The sequence below is a fragment of the Agrilactobacillus composti DSM 18527 = JCM 14202 genome, from assembly GCF_001436375.1.
Lineage (GTDB): Bacteria > Bacillota > Bacilli > Lactobacillales > Lactobacillaceae > Agrilactobacillus > Agrilactobacillus composti.
Genome location: NZ_AZGA01000087.1, coordinates 1 through 18,347 on the forward strand (window position 1 = coordinate 1; position 18,347 = coordinate 18,347).

14 protein-coding genes and 1 other annotated feature are annotated in these 18,347 nt (G+C 41.2%); of the genes, 6 read left to right on the forward strand and 8 right to left on the reverse strand.

Annotated elements, in window-relative coordinates; genetic code table 11:
* Window positions 1-77 precede the first annotated feature (77 nt).
* Both dptF and FC83_RS14300 read right to left on the reverse strand, forming a co-directional pair.
* Complete coding sequence (gene dptF, locus FC83_RS14295) at window positions 78-1,973, reverse strand: DNA phosphorothioation-dependent restriction protein DptF (protein ID WP_161633795.1); 1,896 nt, start codon at window positions 1,971-1,973, stop codon at window positions 78-80.
* Window positions 1,974-2,324: 351 nt separating this feature from the next.
* Entirely contained in the window at window positions 2,325-3,089 is a 765-nt protein-coding gene (locus tag FC83_RS14300) for an IclR family transcriptional regulator (RefSeq protein WP_057002921.1), read from the reverse strand.
* Window positions 3,090-3,477: 388 nt separating this feature from the next.
* Between FC83_RS14300 and FC83_RS14305 the strand changes: the two genes are divergently transcribed.
* The 3 genes from FC83_RS14305 to FC83_RS14315 all read left to right on the forward strand — a co-directional run bounded on the left by FC83_RS14305 (window position 3,478) and on the right by FC83_RS14315 (window position 7,926).
* A complete protein-coding gene (locus FC83_RS14305) occupies window positions 3,478-4,401 on the forward strand; it encodes a dihydrodipicolinate synthase family protein (RefSeq protein WP_035452482.1) in 924 nt (307 codons plus the stop codon).
* 37 nt (window positions 4,402-4,438) lie between these two features.
* Window positions 4,439-6,445: a YjhG/YagF family D-xylonate dehydratase gene (locus FC83_RS14310; protein ID WP_057002922.1), complete on the forward strand. Its 2,007-nt coding sequence runs from the start codon at window positions 4,439-4,441 to the stop codon at window positions 6,443-6,445.
* A gap of 131 nt (window positions 6,446-6,576) precedes the next feature.
* The gene (locus tag FC83_RS14315) at window positions 6,577-7,926 is read left to right on the forward strand and encodes a gluconate:H+ symporter (protein ID WP_035452484.1); all 1,350 of its coding nucleotides are present in this window, start codon (window positions 6,577-6,579) and stop codon (window positions 7,924-7,926) included.
* Between the two features lie 78 nt (window positions 7,927-8,004).
* Here the strand turns inward: FC83_RS14315 and FC83_RS14320 are convergent, their stop codons facing one another.
* Both FC83_RS14320 and FC83_RS14325 read right to left on the reverse strand, forming a co-directional pair.
* Window positions 8,005-8,328, reverse strand: coding sequence for a magnetosome magnetite crystal formation protein family (locus tag FC83_RS14320; protein WP_052004607.1), 324 nt, complete (start codon window positions 8,326-8,328; stop codon window positions 8,005-8,007).
* 18 nt (window positions 8,329-8,346) lie between these two features.
* Window positions 8,347-8,712, reverse strand: coding sequence for a YxeA family protein (locus FC83_RS14325; RefSeq protein WP_035452489.1), 366 nt, complete (start codon window positions 8,710-8,712; stop codon window positions 8,347-8,349).
* Window positions 8,713-9,204: 492 nt separating this feature from the next.
* On the opposite strand from FC83_RS14325, the gene FC83_RS14330 reads away from it, so the two are divergent.
* The 3 genes from FC83_RS14330 (at window position 9,205) to FC83_RS14340 (ending at window position 13,194) form a co-directional block, all read left to right on the forward strand.
* Window positions 9,205-9,891, forward strand: a complete 687-nt coding sequence (locus FC83_RS14330; protein ID WP_052004608.1) for a CPBP family intramembrane glutamic endopeptidase — start codon at window positions 9,205-9,207, stop codon at window positions 9,889-9,891.
* Window positions 9,892-10,090: 199 nt separating this feature from the next.
* Complete coding sequence (locus FC83_RS14335; protein ID WP_052004609.1) at window positions 10,091-11,449, forward strand: MmgE/PrpD family protein; 1,359 nt, start codon at window positions 10,091-10,093, stop codon at window positions 11,447-11,449.
* A 134-nt stretch (window positions 11,450-11,583) separates the two neighbouring features.
* Window positions 11,584-13,194 (forward strand): FAD-dependent oxidoreductase, encoded by a 1,611-nt coding sequence (locus tag FC83_RS14340; RefSeq protein WP_057002923.1) that lies wholly within the window; start codon window positions 11,584-11,586, stop codon window positions 13,192-13,194.
* A 54-nt stretch (window positions 13,195-13,248) separates the two neighbouring features.
* On the opposite strand, the gene pepT is transcribed toward FC83_RS14340, so the two are convergent.
* The 4 genes from pepT to FC83_RS14360 form a co-directional block, all read right to left on the reverse strand.
* Window positions 13,249-14,508 (reverse strand): peptidase T, encoded by a 1,260-nt coding sequence (gene pepT, locus FC83_RS14345; protein ID WP_052004610.1) that lies wholly within the window; start codon window positions 14,506-14,508, stop codon window positions 13,249-13,251.
* Between the two features lie 14 nt (window positions 14,509-14,522).
* Complete coding sequence (locus FC83_RS14350; RefSeq protein WP_201782574.1) at window positions 14,523-16,112, reverse strand: peptide ABC transporter substrate-binding protein; 1,590 nt, start codon at window positions 16,110-16,112, stop codon at window positions 14,523-14,525.
* Between the two features lie 94 nt (window positions 16,113-16,206).
* Window positions 16,207-16,452, reverse strand: a binding site (T-box leader).
* Between the two features lie 199 nt (window positions 16,453-16,651).
* Window positions 16,652-17,842, reverse strand: a complete 1,191-nt coding sequence (locus tag FC83_RS14355) for an ArgE/DapE family deacylase (protein ID WP_057002925.1) — start codon at window positions 17,840-17,842, stop codon at window positions 16,652-16,654.
* Between the two features lie 28 nt (window positions 17,843-17,870).
* Entirely contained in the window at window positions 17,871-18,332 is a 462-nt protein-coding gene (locus FC83_RS14360; protein WP_035452491.1) for a GNAT family N-acetyltransferase, read from the reverse strand.
* Window positions 18,333-18,347: the final 15 nt, after the last annotated feature.

Genomic DNA, 18,347 nt, shown 5'->3' on the forward strand with positions numbered 1-18,347 from the left:
GCGTAACTCAAGGAGTTACGTCTTTTATTTTATTATGAGTGAATAATTCAGGTTTAGCTAATAATGTATCGACCGTCTCATTCATTGGCATCCTCCAAAATAAAACCAAACATCCCTTTTTCCAACTTATACTGGTGGGGTAGCTCAGGGTCGGTAATAATAACCGCATCGGTTTGACTATCACCCACTAATCGCTGCACAAACTTATCAAAATCAACGGCATTCTCAATATCATCGTTTCTGATGATATACCCATTTTGAATCTTGATGAGCAGTGAAAATACCTTATAGTCGATCACCACTTTGCAATCTTCAATTTCAGAATTAGCATTAGTGATTTGGGCAAAAATCACAATATTGGCCTTATCTCGCTGAATCGGTTGCTTGTCTCTTAACCTAAATGACACTTTAATGGCTAGATTATGATGCGTCCTACTTTTCAGCATATAGCCATTTTTAGTTTTACCATTCCAATTTAGAATCCCTTGTTGAAAGGCAGTTTGCAGTTCCTTCGTAAAACGGCCCTGCTCTGCTTGCCCCAGCGCTTGAATAAAATCAGTATACGCGGGCGTTGCAAAGGCTGGATTTTCATCGTCCAGTAGGAAAAGGACTCTTAAAAAGAAATTGATACGATAAGTATGATTTAATTGGGCATCGACTTTACTTTGATAGTGGGATAAATTATTAAAAAAGGTCGTGAATATCCCAATATTTAAGCCATTTTGATTAAAGATATGTTTAACTTCTGCTTCGTAATTCAACGTATTAAAAATACGACTGTTGAAATTATCGATCAATTGATTTTGATTGGCAGCCGGGTCTAAGGCACTGACGGCCGCTAAAATGCTCGAACGTCTCTGACCTTCAAATAGCAGGTAAGGCATTAAAGCCTTGAAGTTGGTGGTTTGATTAGTTGGCGGCACAATAATATCATGAAAGAAATTTAAAATCTGACGCATGGACAAAATTTGTTGAAATTGAATCTGAATCCCCGTCAACAAACGCACCAAACATGCCTGCACCTTAGGATTCAGTAAAATTTCGTAATTGGTTAGCACAATATCGGTTCGGTGAGCTTGCCGGTCTTGTTGGTAAGCCTGCCAAAACGGATTGTCCGTCGTTTCCTGAGTTATTTTGTGCAATAACTCGGTTATCAAAGAACTGCTCACTTTATTGTCAGCTAATTCATAAAAAGGTGAGTCTCTAAAGGTCAATATTTGAAAAATTTCCTTTTTATCACCCGGCACATCTGCATCAGTCAGAATTTTGGAAGCGTTTAAAAATGTTAGGAACTCGGAAAACTGGCTAGCTTCAGCGGAAATATACCTTGAAAAATTCACTAATACCCCCATGTTGATGGCCACGATAAGATGGTAATCATGCCCATCATGAATATTGACGTCATTAAAGGGGGCCAATACATCGGCCATGGTCTCCAAAGCCGTCTTGGCCGGGTCAAAGCTTTCAGTGGCGTCATTATGGATATGGATGGCAAATTTTTCAAACATGGCTTCATGCCTTGTTTGCATCACAGACAATAAATGGGATTTCCCATCCCCTACATTGCCCACAATTAATGTCAATGTCTTAGGAGAACTGGGAACAATTTGGGTTAAAACATACTCAAAATCCGTTTCGACTTGGCGTTTAACATGAAGATAATTATGAAAGCTGTCTAGCTGCGCATTACCAGCAATCAACGCGTTTTTAGACTTAATACTTAGTTTTTCAAAGACTTGACGCAGTTTGGCAGGCCCGGTATTAACATGCGTGAATTTTTCAATCAAATGTTGTAACAACTGTAAGTCTGATTCAGAAATCTGCTGCGGGTCTTGGCATAAAGCATAAACGTTGCTGGCGTCATCATGGTCATAACCCTCAATTTTTTTGTGGGTGTATAAGTAAGTAATATTGTGATAGTAACTGTCCAGTGATAAATCTCGATTCGGTACATCATATGTATCAAGCAGCACCTGCGCCAACTCCTGCGCCTTTTTTAGGTAAACTTGTATTAAATTATCCAAAACAATCCCCCCATTACCTGTTAAAATCTCTGATCAATCAAAAAAATACAGTGAACCATAATACCTATTTTATCAGAGTATGTACAGAAATCCACACGAATTATTCAAAAAGTATTCCGAGCATATTTTATATTTACACCTTAATATCTGTAAAGCCTGATTGTTTGGCAAATAAAAAGTCCCTCAGTCTACACTTGAGAAGTGACAAAATTCTCGTAAGTATAGTCTGAAGGAATAATTTTAAGCATATCAGATATAATCATTGTATTTCATTAGAAATCAATTCATTACTTTTCTATATTAAAGTGCGTTAATAATATTTTTTTGAGCGACCATCCCAAACTGAATAAACATCTCTAAATCTTTTTGTTCAACTCTATATTTAGGTGCACTAATGCTCAAAGCACCAAAGAGTTTATCATTTTTTACCAGGGCAAAGCCAACACAAACCACATCTGGTTGATTTTCACGGTCCTCCAATGCATATCCACGTTCCTTGGTAAGTTTGATATCTTCAAGAAGAGAATTTCTATCCGTAATTGTGTTTGGTGCAACTTTCTCTAGAGTTGTTTGTTCAATATAACTAGCTAACTCATCATCAGAAAAGGTAGATAAAATAGCCTTCCCCATCGCGGAAGTATAAAGTCTAAGACCCTTGCCAATTGAAGAAATCAACTGAATACTACTAGGACTTTCAAGTTTTTGTAAAAGCAGTGCCATATTATTTTCCAATATGCCCAAATTAACAGTTTCACCTGTCTCATCTCTGAGCTTAGCCATAAACGGCTCTGCAACTTCGCTTATATCAAAATTTGATAGGGATGTTTGAGCATATTTTAAAAAGATAGTGCCTAAACAATAACGCTTCTCTTGTCCTTGACAACGGACATAGCCACATAGTTCAAGCGTTCGTAATATTTTAAGCACTGTTCCCTTATTCATGTCAGTGTTTCGACTAATATCAATCAGTCGGGGCGGTACGTCACAATCTGTAATGAAGTTCATGATATCTTTTGCTTTTAACATAACGGATCCGTAAACGGATTCTTTTTTTGCTTGCTCCAAAATTTACGCCTCCAAGCGAAACAATGTTTCTTCATAAGCAACATTATAACTAAAAATCAGGATAAGTCTAGCAACATTTTCAGTAATTACTCAATTTAAAAAAATAATATTTTCAAATGATCAGCATTTGCACCACACATCACAATATTGATAGATATTGAAATCACTTAAATATTCAAAAAGAATAATAATCGCTATTGACAGCGCTTACAGAAATGCTAAGATATGATTGTTATCAAATAATAAACACGGTTGCTTATTAAGAAACTTCGCATCATGAACCTATAAGTTAGCCTCCCGTATTCACGTATCTACTATTTACTCAGATGTAAATTTGTTAACTGCTGATCAAATCTTACTACTCTTCTCAATGAAAGGACCAATGCTCATGACTAACCCAAAATTTATGACACCCGTAATTACTGCCTTCGATGAGAATGGCAATTTAGACACTCAGAGCAATCTACATATCTATGACTTTTTAATAGATGCTGGTATTGACGGCTTATTGATCATGGGAAGTGCTGGCGAATTTTATGCCCTAACTCATGAAGAAAAAAAGCAGCTAATTGATTTATCCATTACCCATATTCACGGTAGAATCAAAACATTATATGGTACTGGCTGCATGACTGTTGAGGAAAGTATTGAACTATCCCAATATGCTGTCGAAAAGGGCGCTAAAGATATCATATTGATGAGCCCGTACTACTTCGGCCTTTCCGAGGATATTTTGTATGATTACTTTGGCAAAATCGCTCAAAGTGTCAATTGCAACGTTTACCTTTATAATTTCCCAGCACGTACCGGTTATGATCTCTCGCCAGAATTGACTCTAAAATTAATTCATGATTTTCCAAATATTGTTGGTTACAAAGATACCGTCTCAGATATGGCCCACACCCGAAAATTAATTCGAGCTATTGCACCCAAGTATCCTAACTTTGAAATTTATTCTGGCTTTGACGAGAATTATACGAGAAATGTACTTTCAGGCGGTAATGGTGGTATTGGTGCTTTGTCCAATTTATACCCCGAATTATTTGTCAAACTAGTTAAAGCTACCAATTCTAAAAACTGGGATGAAATCAATCAAATTCAAATCATTATTGACCAATTGATGTCCCTATATGACATCACCCCTTGCTTCATTCCAATTATTAAACAGGCTATGATTTTACGAGGCCTTAATCTCCAAGGTTATTGCAAATCACCAATTTCACCAGCAACACCTGCACAAACAAATCAAATTAAACAAATTCTTAACGCTATCGACATGTCAAATATTTTAGCAGAAGAAACTGTTAATTAAGTTAAGCCGCCGGCAATGATAGAAAGGACAAAATATTATGAGTCTCACATCAATTTTTGGCAATGAAGACAAAAAATTATACGATACAATTCAAACTCATGCAGCAGGACCAGCGGGAACTCTCCCATTAACCCGCGATGAACTAATTAAAGCCCCCAGTGGTGATGTCTTTGGCATGACCTTAAATGCTGGCATGGGCTGGCAGGCTTCAAAGCTTGCCGGTGATGACGTCATGATTTTAAGCACTTTGGGTGGTATGCGTGCTGAAGATGGCCATCCAATTGCTGTTGGGTTACATACTGGCCATTTTGAACTAGGTCTACAAGTTAAGTCCGCTGCCGATAAAATCACAGCCCTAGGTGGCGTCCCTTATGCTGCTTATGTAACTGATCCTTGCGATGGCCGGACTCAAGGAACTACCGGTATGTTTGACTCCTTACCTTATCGAAATGATGCTGCCACAGTATTTCGACGCTTAATCCGATCTTTACCAACAAGAAAAGCGGTAATTGGGGTCGCCGCTTGTGACAAGGGCCTCCCAGCAATGGTCATGGCATTAGCAAGTATGCATGACTTGCCAACAGTACTTGTTCCTGGCGGCGCAACTTTAATGCCAACAATTGGTGAGGACGCTGGAACAGTACAAACAATTGGTGTCCGTGTTGCTAATCATGAATTATCCTATGAAGATGCCATCCGCTTGGGTTGTCAAGCTTGTGCTTCTGCAGGTGGTGGTTGTCAATTCTTAGGAACTGCAGGAACTGGTCAAGTCGTATTTGAAGGTATGGGTCTTGCGCTACCCCACTCTGCTTTGGCACCTTCTGGTCAACCAATCTGGGAAGAGATTGCTAAAGACTCTGCTGTTGCGGCAACGGATATGATCCATTCTGGTTTAACTACTAAAGATATTATCACTGACGATGCGATTGAAAACGCTATGATGATTCATGCCGCATTTGGCGGTTCTACAAACCTACTGTTACACATTCCTGCCGTAGCCTATGCAGCTAATCTTCATGTTCCGACCGTTCACGACTGGGCCCGTATTAATAAAGAAGTACCAAGACTAGTTAGTGTTTTACCAAATGGACCAGTATACTACCCAACTGTGTATGCATTTCTAGCTGGTGGTGTTCCAGAAGTCATGCTACATTTACGCAAACTCGGCCTACTTCATGAAAATGTTATGACGGTTACTGGTCAAACACTTGGTGAAAATCTAGATTGGTGGGAAAAATCCGACCGTCGCAAATTATGTCGTCAGCGTCTTGAAGAAATCGATGGGATTTCTCCAGACGAAGTCATTATGAGTCCTGATCAAGCCAAGGTCCGGGGCTTAACTTCAACTATTACCTTCCCCGTTGGCAATATTGCACCTGAAGGTTCCGTTATAAAATCAACTGCAATCGACAAATCAGTTATTGATGATGATGGCATTTATCGCCATACAGGTCCCATTAAAGTATTTACATCCGAAAAAGCTGCAATTAAAGCGCTGAAAACTCAGGGTGACATTAATAAAGGCGACACTATGGTCGTCATGGGTGGTGGTCCTCAAGGAACTGGTATGGAAGAAACCTACCAATTAACTTCCGCTTTAAAGCAGCTCTCTTTTGGCAAACACGTTGCCTTAATTACTGATGCGCGTTTTTCAGGTGTTTCTACCGGCGCTTGTTTTGGACATATCGGCCCTGAGGCGCTTTCTGGTGGCCCTATTGGCAAGCTTCAAAATGGCGATATCGTCGAACTAATTGTAGATACCATTAACTTAGAGGGGAAAATCAATTTTATTGGTACCAAAGATCAACCAGTATCTTATGAAGAAGGTGCTGAAATTCTGGCAAGTCGGCCACTACATCCTGGCGTTGGCCCAGATCCTGACTTGCCAGATGATACTAAACTTTGGGCTGCTCTTGAATCTGTTGGTGGTGGTACTTGGAAAGGTTGTGTCTATGATGTTGATAAGATCGTTGCCACAATTAATGCCGGTAAAGAAGCCTTAGATAAAAATAAATCAGAAAATTTAACTGTTGAGAGTAAGTAAGCTTACAAGTAAATCGGTTGGAGTAATATTTTGAATCAATGTTCATAACCAATATTGAATCTAGATATTACTCTATTTTTTTGCACTAAATTGATGAAATTTTACTTGTCAAATCAAGGAGGAATAATGTTATGCCTTTATTTATGGTGCTGCTTGGTGTTATTTTACTTATATTTCTAATTTCCTACTTTAAACTTAATACATTTGTCTCCCTTCTGATCGTCTCTTTCGTCATCGCCTTAGGTTTGGGTATTCCTTTAAAAAATATAGTTGGTACAATCGAAACCGGGATGGGCGATACGCTTGGTCATATTGCTATTATTTTTGGACTCGGTGCAATGTTGGGACGGCTCCTGGCAGATGCTGGTGGTGCTCAGCGGATCGCAATGACTTTAATTGATAAATTCGGTGAAAAAAGAATTCAATGGGCAGTTATCATAGCATCCTTCATTGTGGGAATTGCTATGTTCTTCGAAGTTGGTCTGGTCTTATTACTACCCATTATTTTCTCTATCGCTAAAGAATTACACATTAAACCAATTAATTTAGGGATTCCTATGCTGGCAGCCTTGTTAGTTACACACGCATTCCTACCACCACATCCGGGGCCAACAGTAATTGCCGCTAGTTATCAGGCTAGTATTGGGATTGTATTAATCTACGGAATTATTGTTGCAATCCCAACAGTCATCATATCTGGAATTTTCTTCACTAAACTAGACCGCAAAATAGTTCCTACTGCTTTTCAAAAAGATGGTAATGTCATTGCTTTGGGGAATGCCAAGGACCGCCCCTTGGAAGAAACACCAAGTTTTGGCATTAGTATTCTAACCGCAATGTTCCCAGTAATTATTTTAATGTCTGCCACAATCATATCTATGATTCAAGAGCTTACTGGTTTTCACAAGGGCATGGTCTTTCAAATTATTGAATTTTTAGGTAATGCAGATGTAGCTATGCTAATATCATTACTCCTTGCGGTTTACACCATGGGTATCAAGCAAAGAATCCCACTGAAACATATCGGAAATTCTTGTGGCAGTGCGGCAGCAGCTATTGGTATGATGTTACTGATCATTGGTGGCGGTGGTGCCTTTAAACAAGTATTAATTGATGGTGGTGTTGGTAAATACATAGCCAGCTTGTTCAACGGCGTCAATATTTCGCCCATTATCCTAGCCTGGATTATTGCGGCAATTTTACGAATTGCACTTGGTTCAGCAACGGTTGCTGCCATTTCCACAGCTGGCTTAGTTATTCCCATGCTGGCCGGTACACCCGGTGTCAACCTCGCCCTAATCACATTGGCGACCGGTGCTGGTAGTGCGATTTGTTCTCATGTTAATGATGCAAGTTTTTGGATCATCAAAGAATATTTTGGATTTGACATGAAGGAAACATTCTTGACTTGGACGCTTATGTCAACTGTCCTTTCAATTGTTGGATTAATTATGATATTAATCATGAATCTCATTGTTTAACCACGATGTACATTAACATACACAGTTTCAAAAAAGGCCATTCGGTTCACGAAATGTGAACTGAATGGCCTTTTCAATTTAAGACGCAAGCAACTTAATACCCCTATACAAGTTATAAACAACCAAGAAAATATCCACGATGGCCAAAAGAATCATCAAGACCCCAGAGACGCCAGACGTGATAAGGCTGCTGCCGGTCAATAACCCAGTTCCCCCAATAATCGTGAAGACACCGATACTTAAAATGGTTGGAATAATATGCAGCCATAGCGCATGTTTTGCCGTATCCCGTGTAGCTGAACCAGCGTCTGAAACCAGCCAAACAATTAACGGAAAAATAATTGGGGCAAAAATAACTGAAATATAGCTTAAACCCCGTAAAATTTTGTGTTCGTTCATCACCCAGTTCCTCCAATCAAATTATTTATTAAGTTTTGATAAGGCGGCTTTAGGAACATCTGCTTTTGAAACCTGTTCCCAACTCAAGACTCGATCTCGATCTTTATTATATGATATCTTCAAGTAAGCATTCATTTTTAATGGCCGCGATTTATGACCATTAAAATCCAATTCTTTGCCATGGCCATCTTGGTCATAGGCCATTTGGTTATAGGCAAAGTCAATATCGCGCTTAACCCCATCGTCATCAATCACATCAAATTGTCGCCCAGTTGTGGTGATTTGCGTATAATAAGGCGTCCCACGGGTGTAAAAATAGGCAAAGACACCACCAGCTGCAAGTAATACTAGGATAAATACCCCGACGCCAATCAGAAATTTTTTCACTTGTTTGTCTCCCTCCAATAGTATATATTATACTATGTTTCTTATGACAAATATTATAACAAAAAGTAAGTGGATTTGAAAAGCCCTGTGTTTTGCCCTTCGGTGAGATTCACATGATAAATCTAATGTATCAACTTTCTAATAGCTTGAAATCCTTTTAGTTACAGCATTTTGACAGTTCATCTTTTCTTATTTTCTAATATTGTACGATGAATCTTACAACAATGTTCGATATATCTTACGATAATGTTTTATCAAAATTATGTTTTCATCTTTAGTATTCATACGAATTTGTAGTCTATCGGTTAATAGCAGTTAACAATTGTTAGCCCTTTTTCCATAAAGAACACGTCCCAATCCTTATTTCTGGAAACTGACTGGGTTGCCATGTTAAAATTTGCCTATAGCAGTATCTGCAAAAAAATATTGTACTTTATGGTCTTCATTTACAATGTTTAATCATTCATCTAAACGTGGGGGGGAATATAGATCATGCAAAATAGAATCAAAATTGAATGGGGTAAATCACTTGCCCTTTTACTGGTCATGGTGGCTGAAGTAGTTGCAATGATATTCGTGCGTAAAGTCCAATCCCAAGTCGTGGGCTCATTGCTAGCCCTGGGCATGAGTGCCCTGGCCTTTGTTGTGGCGATCTATTTATTTAGATCGCTTTTAGCCAAAGATTGGCCCACATATCGACAGCATATCTGGCGCAATCTACTGATTTCATTTGGGGTCATGCTGGTTTTACAGTTGGCCTTACCGCTGATTCGGCAATTAATGGGGGCCACCAATAGTGGCCAAACCATGGGTGGCGGTAACGAGACGTTTACGTTGCCGCTGGCTGCTTTAGGCGTCCTCACCAGTTTGACCAGTATCATGGGACCAGTCGTTGAGGAAGTCATAGCCCGGTATGTCTTATTTTATCAATTTAAAAATCGTGGCGTTGTCACCTGGCTCATGTTTGTCGTATCTGCCGTATTTTTTGGTCTAATCCACTGGTCTGGATTTCAAGGTAATGTTACTGCAATGATTCCTTATATGTTGATGGGGGCCATCTTAGCCTTGGTTTATTACTTTACCAACAATATCTGGTTTACCATTATGGCCCATATCTTTTTTGATGCCTTAGACGTTATCAGTTCGATTGTTCTATTTTTCTTACTACTATTCAAATAACTACTTGCTGGCGTGCTGATAATTCATCAGTACGCTTTTTTCTACCATTGAAAGACGTCAATCCCAACTTTTTACCAGCAATGTTCCCCCCATTTATTTAAAAATCTGCTACTTATCATGCTATAATCAAACCATTAACATTGTTCAACCGCCATTAAGTAACATTAGGTCTATCATTCAATTAGGAAGTGACACTGCCATGCCTGTCCCTGAAACTAACACCAACCATCTCGCCAAATTACTGTTTCAAGTTCCTGAACCTGCTGCCCGGCAAGAACTGCTCCATACTGCTCAGCTGTGTTTAATCGATTATCTCGCTGCAGTCATTGCGGCCCAGGATGAAGCTGCTGTGCTTAACCTTAAACAAACTTTTGCGTCAACGTCTTTTGCACTGCCAGCTTTGGGTTACCAAGTACCCCTTAGCTCAGATCACTTGGCCTTATTAAATGGTTTTGCCGCCCATTATCTAGATATTGATGACACCAATACCAATTTACAAGGCCACCCCAGTGGTGTTATTTTCTCAGCTTTATTAGCCATCAGTGATGGTACGGAATCCTTGGAGAACCTTTTGTGGGCTCAAGTCATGGGGGTTGAACTAGCCGGTCAATTTGGTCATTTATTAAATCCCCAACTCTCCTTAAGGGGGATTCACACAACGGGTGCCATTGGGACGATTGCGGCTGCGGCAGCCATTGCCGTGTATAAGAAAATGTCGATCGAAGCCACTGAAATGCTATTATCTATTGCGGCCACCCAAGCCACGGCGTTAGAAATTCAAGTGGGCACCGACGGAAAACCTTTAAATGCTGGTTTTGCGGCCCGCAATGCCGTGACCGCTTGGCTGTGCATTCAAGCTGGTCTCCACGCTGCCCCCGATCCTTTTATTGAAGATCGCGGTTGGTTCGCCGCTTTAGGGAACTATCCATTTAATGCAACTGACTTAGATGCAACTTGGTTAAAACCTGGTCAAATTCACCAACCCGGGATCTGGTTTAAAACCCAACCTTTTTGTTCAGAAGCAATGTCGGGGTATGCAGCAGCACAAAAACTGCACCAGCTTGGTATTGATATGCCCCATTGTGCGCAAATTACCATTAATTTTCCCAGCAGTGTCAGCGATGCCCTGCGCTTTGACCATCCCCAGAATGGTCAGGAAGGTAAATTTTCCATTGAATATGTGGTGTGGCTAACCTTAAATTATGGCGTTTTACCAACCACCGCCTTTCACAAGGGGCCGGTTCCCACGGACTTTATCAAAGATTTGCCTAAGTTTAGCCGCAATCCCATGCGAGAAATCCCTGATCCCACCACCCGACCCACCGCACTGACCGTGTTGACCACCACTGGCAAAACGTTAACGGTCCGAGTAGCCAATCCCCTGGGTTCTCCCAATAATCCGTTAAGTCAACAGGATTTACTTGCCAAACTATTGGCCCAATTACCCCCTTATGCTGGGGCAACCGTGGTGAACTTCTTCCACCAACCCATCGGCCAACAAATTTTAGCCGATCTTGGGGTCTTATTGACTAAGTTAAATAACAAAAATCTAATCTAGGTCCGCACTTGAGCGATTGATCGTGGCAAGCAACAACAGGGCAAACTGTTATTGCTTGCCACTTTGCGCTTATCCCGGTAAGATGAACTTATCAACAACTAGTTCCTGTTACAACAAAGTAAGGAGGTTAAGAAATGAAATATGTTATTGTTGGCGGTATTGCCGGTGGCCCATCTTTTGCCACACGTCTGCGCCGGCTAGATGAAACTGCTGAAATCATTATTTTAGAGCGTCATTCTGCTATTTCTGTTGCCAGTTGTGCGCTACCTTATTATTTAAGCGGGGTCATTCCAGATCGAGAAGCCTTGATTGAACGGACGCCTGAGATCTTGAAAGAAAAAAATAACATTGACGTACGTTTATTTAGCAACGTGACCAATATTGAGCCGGCAAAGCAGCAATTAACCGTTCATGATACGTTAAATAATGAGACCTACACGGAAACTTATGATGAATTGCTGTTAGCCACTGGTGCCAGTCCTACCTTACCCCCCATCAAAAATTTAGACCAAGCCGATAATGCCTTTGTGCTGCGAACCATTGATAACGCCGATGCCATGAAAGAATTTATTGATATTAACCATCCTAAGCGGGTCGCCATCTTAGGTGGCGGCGCTATTGGCATTGAATTGGCTGAAAGTTTTAACACTCTGGGTCTAGACGTTACGATTATTGAGCGATCTAGTACTATTGCCTCACCTTATGATCAAGAAATCGCTGAGGTTGTGGCTAAAGAACTGAGAAAACATGACATTAAAATCCTAACCGGGCATTCCGTTGCCAGCTTAGATAACGACAAACATGAGCTTCAATTGGATGATGGCACAACTTTAACCGCAGATATGATTTTTATTGGGACTGGGGTTCACCCTAATACCCAACTGGCAGCTAACGCTAAAATAGCCCTCACTGATACTGGCCATATCGTGGTGAACAGTCGCTTCCAAACTAATCAACCGCATATCTACGCCATTGGGGATGCCATCGAGACCATTAACTACATCACTGGTTTACCAACCCCTAGTGTGTTATCTAGCCCCGCCAATCGCCAAGGTCACCTGTTAGCTGACATCATGGTAGGTGCCCCCTTTGAATACCAGGGTATCGTTGGGGCTGGGGTTTCTAAGTTCTTTAATTTAACCGTGAGTTACACGGGCTATACCGAAGTCATGCTACAAGCCAATGGCATAACCGATTACAAGAAAATATTTATCACACCCTATGACCATGCCTATTTCTATCCAGGTGCTACCCGTGTTAATTTCAAATTAATTTTTGATACCCAAGGAAAGATCCTCGGTGCCCAAGCCGTCGGTAAGACCGGCGTGGATAAACGAATTTCGCAAATTTCGGCGGCTATCCGGGGGCACTTAAATGTTTATGATTTACCCGATATCGAGGTCCCTTACTCCCCACCTTATTCATCGACCCGAGATATCATCAATATTGCGGGTTATGTGGCCATCAACCAACTCACCCGCCAAGTGGCCACCATTAAAGCTGCCGATATTGCCGCCGATATTTTAACTTCAGCGTATTTCTTAGATATCCGCGAACCTGGGCGACCAGAATCTGGCAGCATCAAGGCTACGGCCAACATCCCCCTTTCCCAATTGCGGGACCGGATTACTGAGATTCCTAAAGATAAGCCAGTCTATATCACTTATCGGGCCGGGATCGGGCCTTATAATGCTTCCACAATTTTGAAGGGACAGGGTTATGACGTCACCTTAATTGAAGAATAGCCATCATCAAAAAATCTCCGACTTTAGAAAATCCATTCTAAAGTCGGAGATTTTTTATGATTTGTGCCGCTGCAGGGCGTGGATCTTGCTGATTTCAATGACGGTTTCCGCCACTTTGCCCAGGGCCTCTAAGGTCACAAATTCGTATGGTCCATGGAAATTTTCACCGCCATTGAATAGGTTGGGGGTGGGCATCCCTTTATACGTAATTTTAGACCCGTCTGTCCCGCCCCTAAAAGGTCGAATAAATGGCTCAATCCCTAACTGACGCAGCGCTGTCTTGGCCAAGTCAATGGGGTAAGGATCTTTTTTGATGATATCGGCCATGTTGTAGTATTGGTCGGTCATTGTCATAGTGACCCTGGGTTCAGCGTAAGTTTGATTCAAATTTGCCACAATATCAATCAACTGTTGTTTGCGCTTCAAAAAATTAGTGTGGTCAAAGTCCCGGACAATATAGACCAATTGGGCATGATCAATATTACCTTTAAAGCTTAATAATAGATAGAAGCCATCATAACCTGCCACATCTTCAGCCCGCTGATCTTGGGGAACGGCTTGGTCAATGGCTTCAGCAATGCTGATGGCATTGACCAGCTGTCCCTTGGCATCCCCTGGGTGAACACTCGTACCCTGTATGTCGATCACCGCCTGGGCAGCATTGAAGGTCTCATACTCAATTTCACCCACCAAGCCATTATCCAACGTATAGGCGAATTCACTGGCAAAATCAGCCACGTCAAAGCGATCAGCACCACGGCCAATTTCTTCGTCCGGTCCAAAAGCAATTTTGATTGGCCCATGCTTGACTTCCGGATGGGCTAACAAGTAGCGCACGGCAGCGATGATTGCTGCGATTCCGGCTTTATCATCAACGCCTAATAAAGTGGTACCATCGGTGGTAATTAAGGTCTGCCCCAGATAATGCTTTAAATTCGGAAATTGTTGGGTTGTTAGTGCCAGGCCATTTTTAAAGTGAATATCACTGCCGTCATAGTTATTGTAAATTTGAGGTTGGACATGGTCAGCTTCGTAATCAGCCGTATCTAAATGGGCAATAAAACCGATACTGGCTACGGATTCAGTGAGATTACTAGGCAGTAACGCCGTTAAATAGCCATTGGCTGGGTTCAGCTTAATTTCTGACACCCCACCTAAGTCTCGCAACTGTTGCGCCAATATTTGGGCTAATTTTGTCTGGCCGGGTGTGGTGGGAATCTGATCCATGGGCGCTGATTCATCAGAGCGGGTATTGACCTTGGCATAAGTTATAAAGTCCTTTAGTAGTGCCTGTGTATCAATGGCATAATTCAAAATATGACCTCCCTTTACTTAATATATGTTGTCTTCCAATCATAAGGTACACCAGAACCGTTATAAACAATCCCCTTTACCTTTGTATTGAGTAATTGAGCTTTGGTAGCTTGGTATAATGGGACAGTAGCCTGTTCATTCAGTAATAATTTCTCGGCATTTTGTAAAGCAGTCCAGCGCTTTTGGGGATCATTGGCGTATTTATTTTCAGCGGCATCAAGATAACCGTCAAATTTTGCATTTTTCCAACCAGCGGTATTATAAGCAGAATTAGCTTCCCAAACATCCAAAAAGTTGATGGGATCAGCGAAAACAGATTGCCACCCGGTAATGATCAACTGATAATTACCTTGTTTCTGTTGGGTCAAGCGTTGAACTTTTGGCAAATTTTTAATGGTGATTTTGACGTTCGGTAGTTTTTCCAACGAATTTTGCACAAACTCAGCGGTGGATTTTGCTTCTTGGGTGTCATCAGTGGTTAAAGTCAGATCTAGGTGTTTGGTGTTGGTGGCTTTATAACCGGCTTTCAATAATTGCTTAGCTTTAGTCAAGTTATTGGTAACGGCCGATTTCACAACTGTTTCCTTGGCAAAGTCCTTACCATTACTAGGATCCGTCCCTAAACCAACGGGTGTAAAGCCAAGGGGTGCTGTGGAACCATCTTGCAACACATTTTTAACCAACGCCGTCCGATTAATGGCTAAAGAAATCGCTTGACGAACTTGTTTATTTTTAAAGGCGGCCACTTGTTTTTGATTCATATCCAGATAGGTTAAGTTCGACGACTTTCTAGCCACAAAATCAGCTTGGGTTTTTAAATTAGGTACCTGGGTTCCAGTTAATAGTGTTTCATCAACTTTATGATTTTGATATAAATTTAAACCCGTTTGGGGATCTTTAATGACCGATTCATTGATTTGGCTTAGTTTAACCTGCTTTTGATCCCAATAGTCTTTGTTCTTAACCAAGGTCCAGCTATCATTAGTACCTGTCCACTTTGTTAATTTAAAGGGCCCATTTGAAACGGTATTCTCTGACTTAGTCCCATAATCCTTGCCGTATTGGGTCACAACCTTTTGATTTTGCGGGAAGAACAATGGCCAAGCTAATAGTTTTTTGAAATAAGAAACTGGCTTGTCCAACGTCACCGTCAACTTATAATCCCCATCAGCCTTAATGCCTAAAGTATCCGCTTGGGCTTTACCTTGATTGATGGCTTTGGCATTTTTGACCTGATACAAATAAAACGCATCTTGGGACGTTGTTTTGGGATCGAGTGTCCGTTGCCAGGCATAAACAAAGTCCTTAGCCACCACTGGATCACCATTACTCCACTTCGCACCATGACGTAATTCAAAGGTGTAGGTCAAGCCATCCTTAGAAACATTGGCTGACTTCGCTAACGCTAACTTGGGTGTGCCATTTTTGTCTAGGCGATAAAGTCCCTCTTGGGTATTCAATAAGACGTTGAAACTCAAGGTGTCCGTTGCCTTTGAAGCATCCGCTGTGGCTAACTCGATACTTTCAGTCCAATTCAAAATCTGCTTGCTACTGGCAGCTTGGGCCACGTTTGGACTGCCCTTGGTTAAAATCCCGACAGTCATCAATACTGCCCCTGCTAAAACTAATCTAGTTAACTTCAAAATAATACCTCCCAGAAATTTGCCCAATAAAAAAATCCTATAGAATCAATTGATTCCATAGGACGATATAATCGCGGTACCACCTAAATTTACATCATAACGCAAGCTATGATGCCTCAAAAAGTACGGCCAAACGGCGATACTCCTACGCGTTAATGGGCGTACCCATAACTTCCTAACCAAAGTTCAGAAGTTAAGATTATACAAAGACCATACTTCAATATCACCACTTATCGTGTTGCACCACCCCACGACTCTCTAGAAAGCTTTTGATATTTACTCATCTTTTAATCATTGGCTTATTTATTTATAATACAATCTTAGCTATCTTTTGAAATTTGTCAAGTTAAGCAATATTTTAGAATATAACTTTGCATACTGATTAATCCATGCTTAATCAATTGTATTTCAGTTGATCTCACCTAGCCAAAATAAGCTATCACCATCTGGTAGCCCATAAAAATAAGGTATGGCCAAATTTACGGCGCATACCTTATTTTTTATGGCTTTGCTTTGGCCTTTGATACACTTGGCACTTTAGCTTCATTCAAATACGTGCTGAACAGGCGTTGGTACAAATCCACGAAATCGAAATACATTTGCTTATCAACATATTCATTCACTTTGTGGGCAGTATCATTACCGGGGCCAAAGATAATCACAGGGAAACCATCTGCCTTGTCGATCAAAAACTTCGATGCATCGGTACCATAAGACTTGGCCGTGGCGTCAATTTGCTGGGTACTATAATCTTGGCCAATTGTCGTTGCCAAATCCACTAATCGGGAGTCCTTAGCCCCAGCTACAGGGGCTAAATTCATGGTGACATCTAAGGTAATATCAGCACCCTTGGCATTTTCTTGATCAATGATCGTTTGCAATGCCTGGACAACGGCGTGATTATCAAATTCCGGAATGGTCCGAACGTTAACTTCTGCCGTAGCCAGTCCGGGAATAGTATTTACTTGATCGCCCCCATGAAAAACGGTGGGATTGAAAATAACTTTCCCTAGGGTCTCATTTTCAACTTGTAAATTATCAAAGAAAGTATTGGCTTGATTTAACACGACGAATAATGGATTTAACGCATTATAGCCCGCCTCCGGGGTGGAACTGTGGGCTGCTTCCCCATGGGAGGTTAAGGTGATATTCACCGGTCCCTTATGGGCGTAAACAATATTGTAGCCGGTGGGTTCACCGATAATTAAGGCATCCACATCTTCAAAATAGCCTTGGGCTTGGAGTTGTTCTGCCCCAGGTTCACCGACTTCTTCACCAACAGTTGCTAAAAAGCGTAACGTGCCCTGCTTCAAGGTTTTAGCAGCCTTAATTTCAATGAGGGCAATGGCCATAGCAGCCAGGCCGGATTTCATATCTTCTGAGCCCCGACCATATAACCGGCCGTCTTTTTCAGTTAACGTGAAGGGATCTCCACTAAGCCAAGCCTTTGCATCCCCAGGAGACACCACATCTAGATGCCCAGAAATACCTAACACTGGGCGTCCAGAACCGATTTCAGCCACAAGATTTGCCCGCTTTTCTGAAAATTGTACAACTTCTGATTCAATGCCATATTGGGCTAATAAATTTTCTAAGTATTCGGCCACTAATTGTTCCGAACCATTCACAGAAGGAATAGCCACTAAATCTGATAATATTTTCAAACGTGCTGCTTCATTTAATTGTGTCATTCATCTGGCCTCCAACTTATTTTAAAATTTAGCCAACTTCTCGTTGGTCAATGGACTTGAACTGCTTTGCCATATACACGATGGGGAAATCAGTGTCTTCATATTTAATTTCATAATTCGGCGTGTAACCCAATTTTTCATAAAATCCCACCGCTGTATCAACGCTGGTAATGACCGCTTTTGCGAAGCCCTTATCTTCAATCCAGTCCTCGGCCGCACTAATCAGTTCCCGGCCAAATCCTTGATGCTGAAATTTTTCTAGAATAGCCACCCGTTCAATTTTGCCATAGTCTTGATGTTCAAAATTTACCCGGCAAGTCCCGATGGGGTCGTCCCCTTGGGCTAATAATATATAATGATATTTCTCATTAAAATCTTCATCAAACTCCATTCGATGATCGACTGAATGCCCATGGATCTTTGTTTGACGCCTTATATAATACACATCGGCTAACTGCCAAATCTCACTCACCCGATAGGCTGTTGTCATTTTTTTCACCTCAAT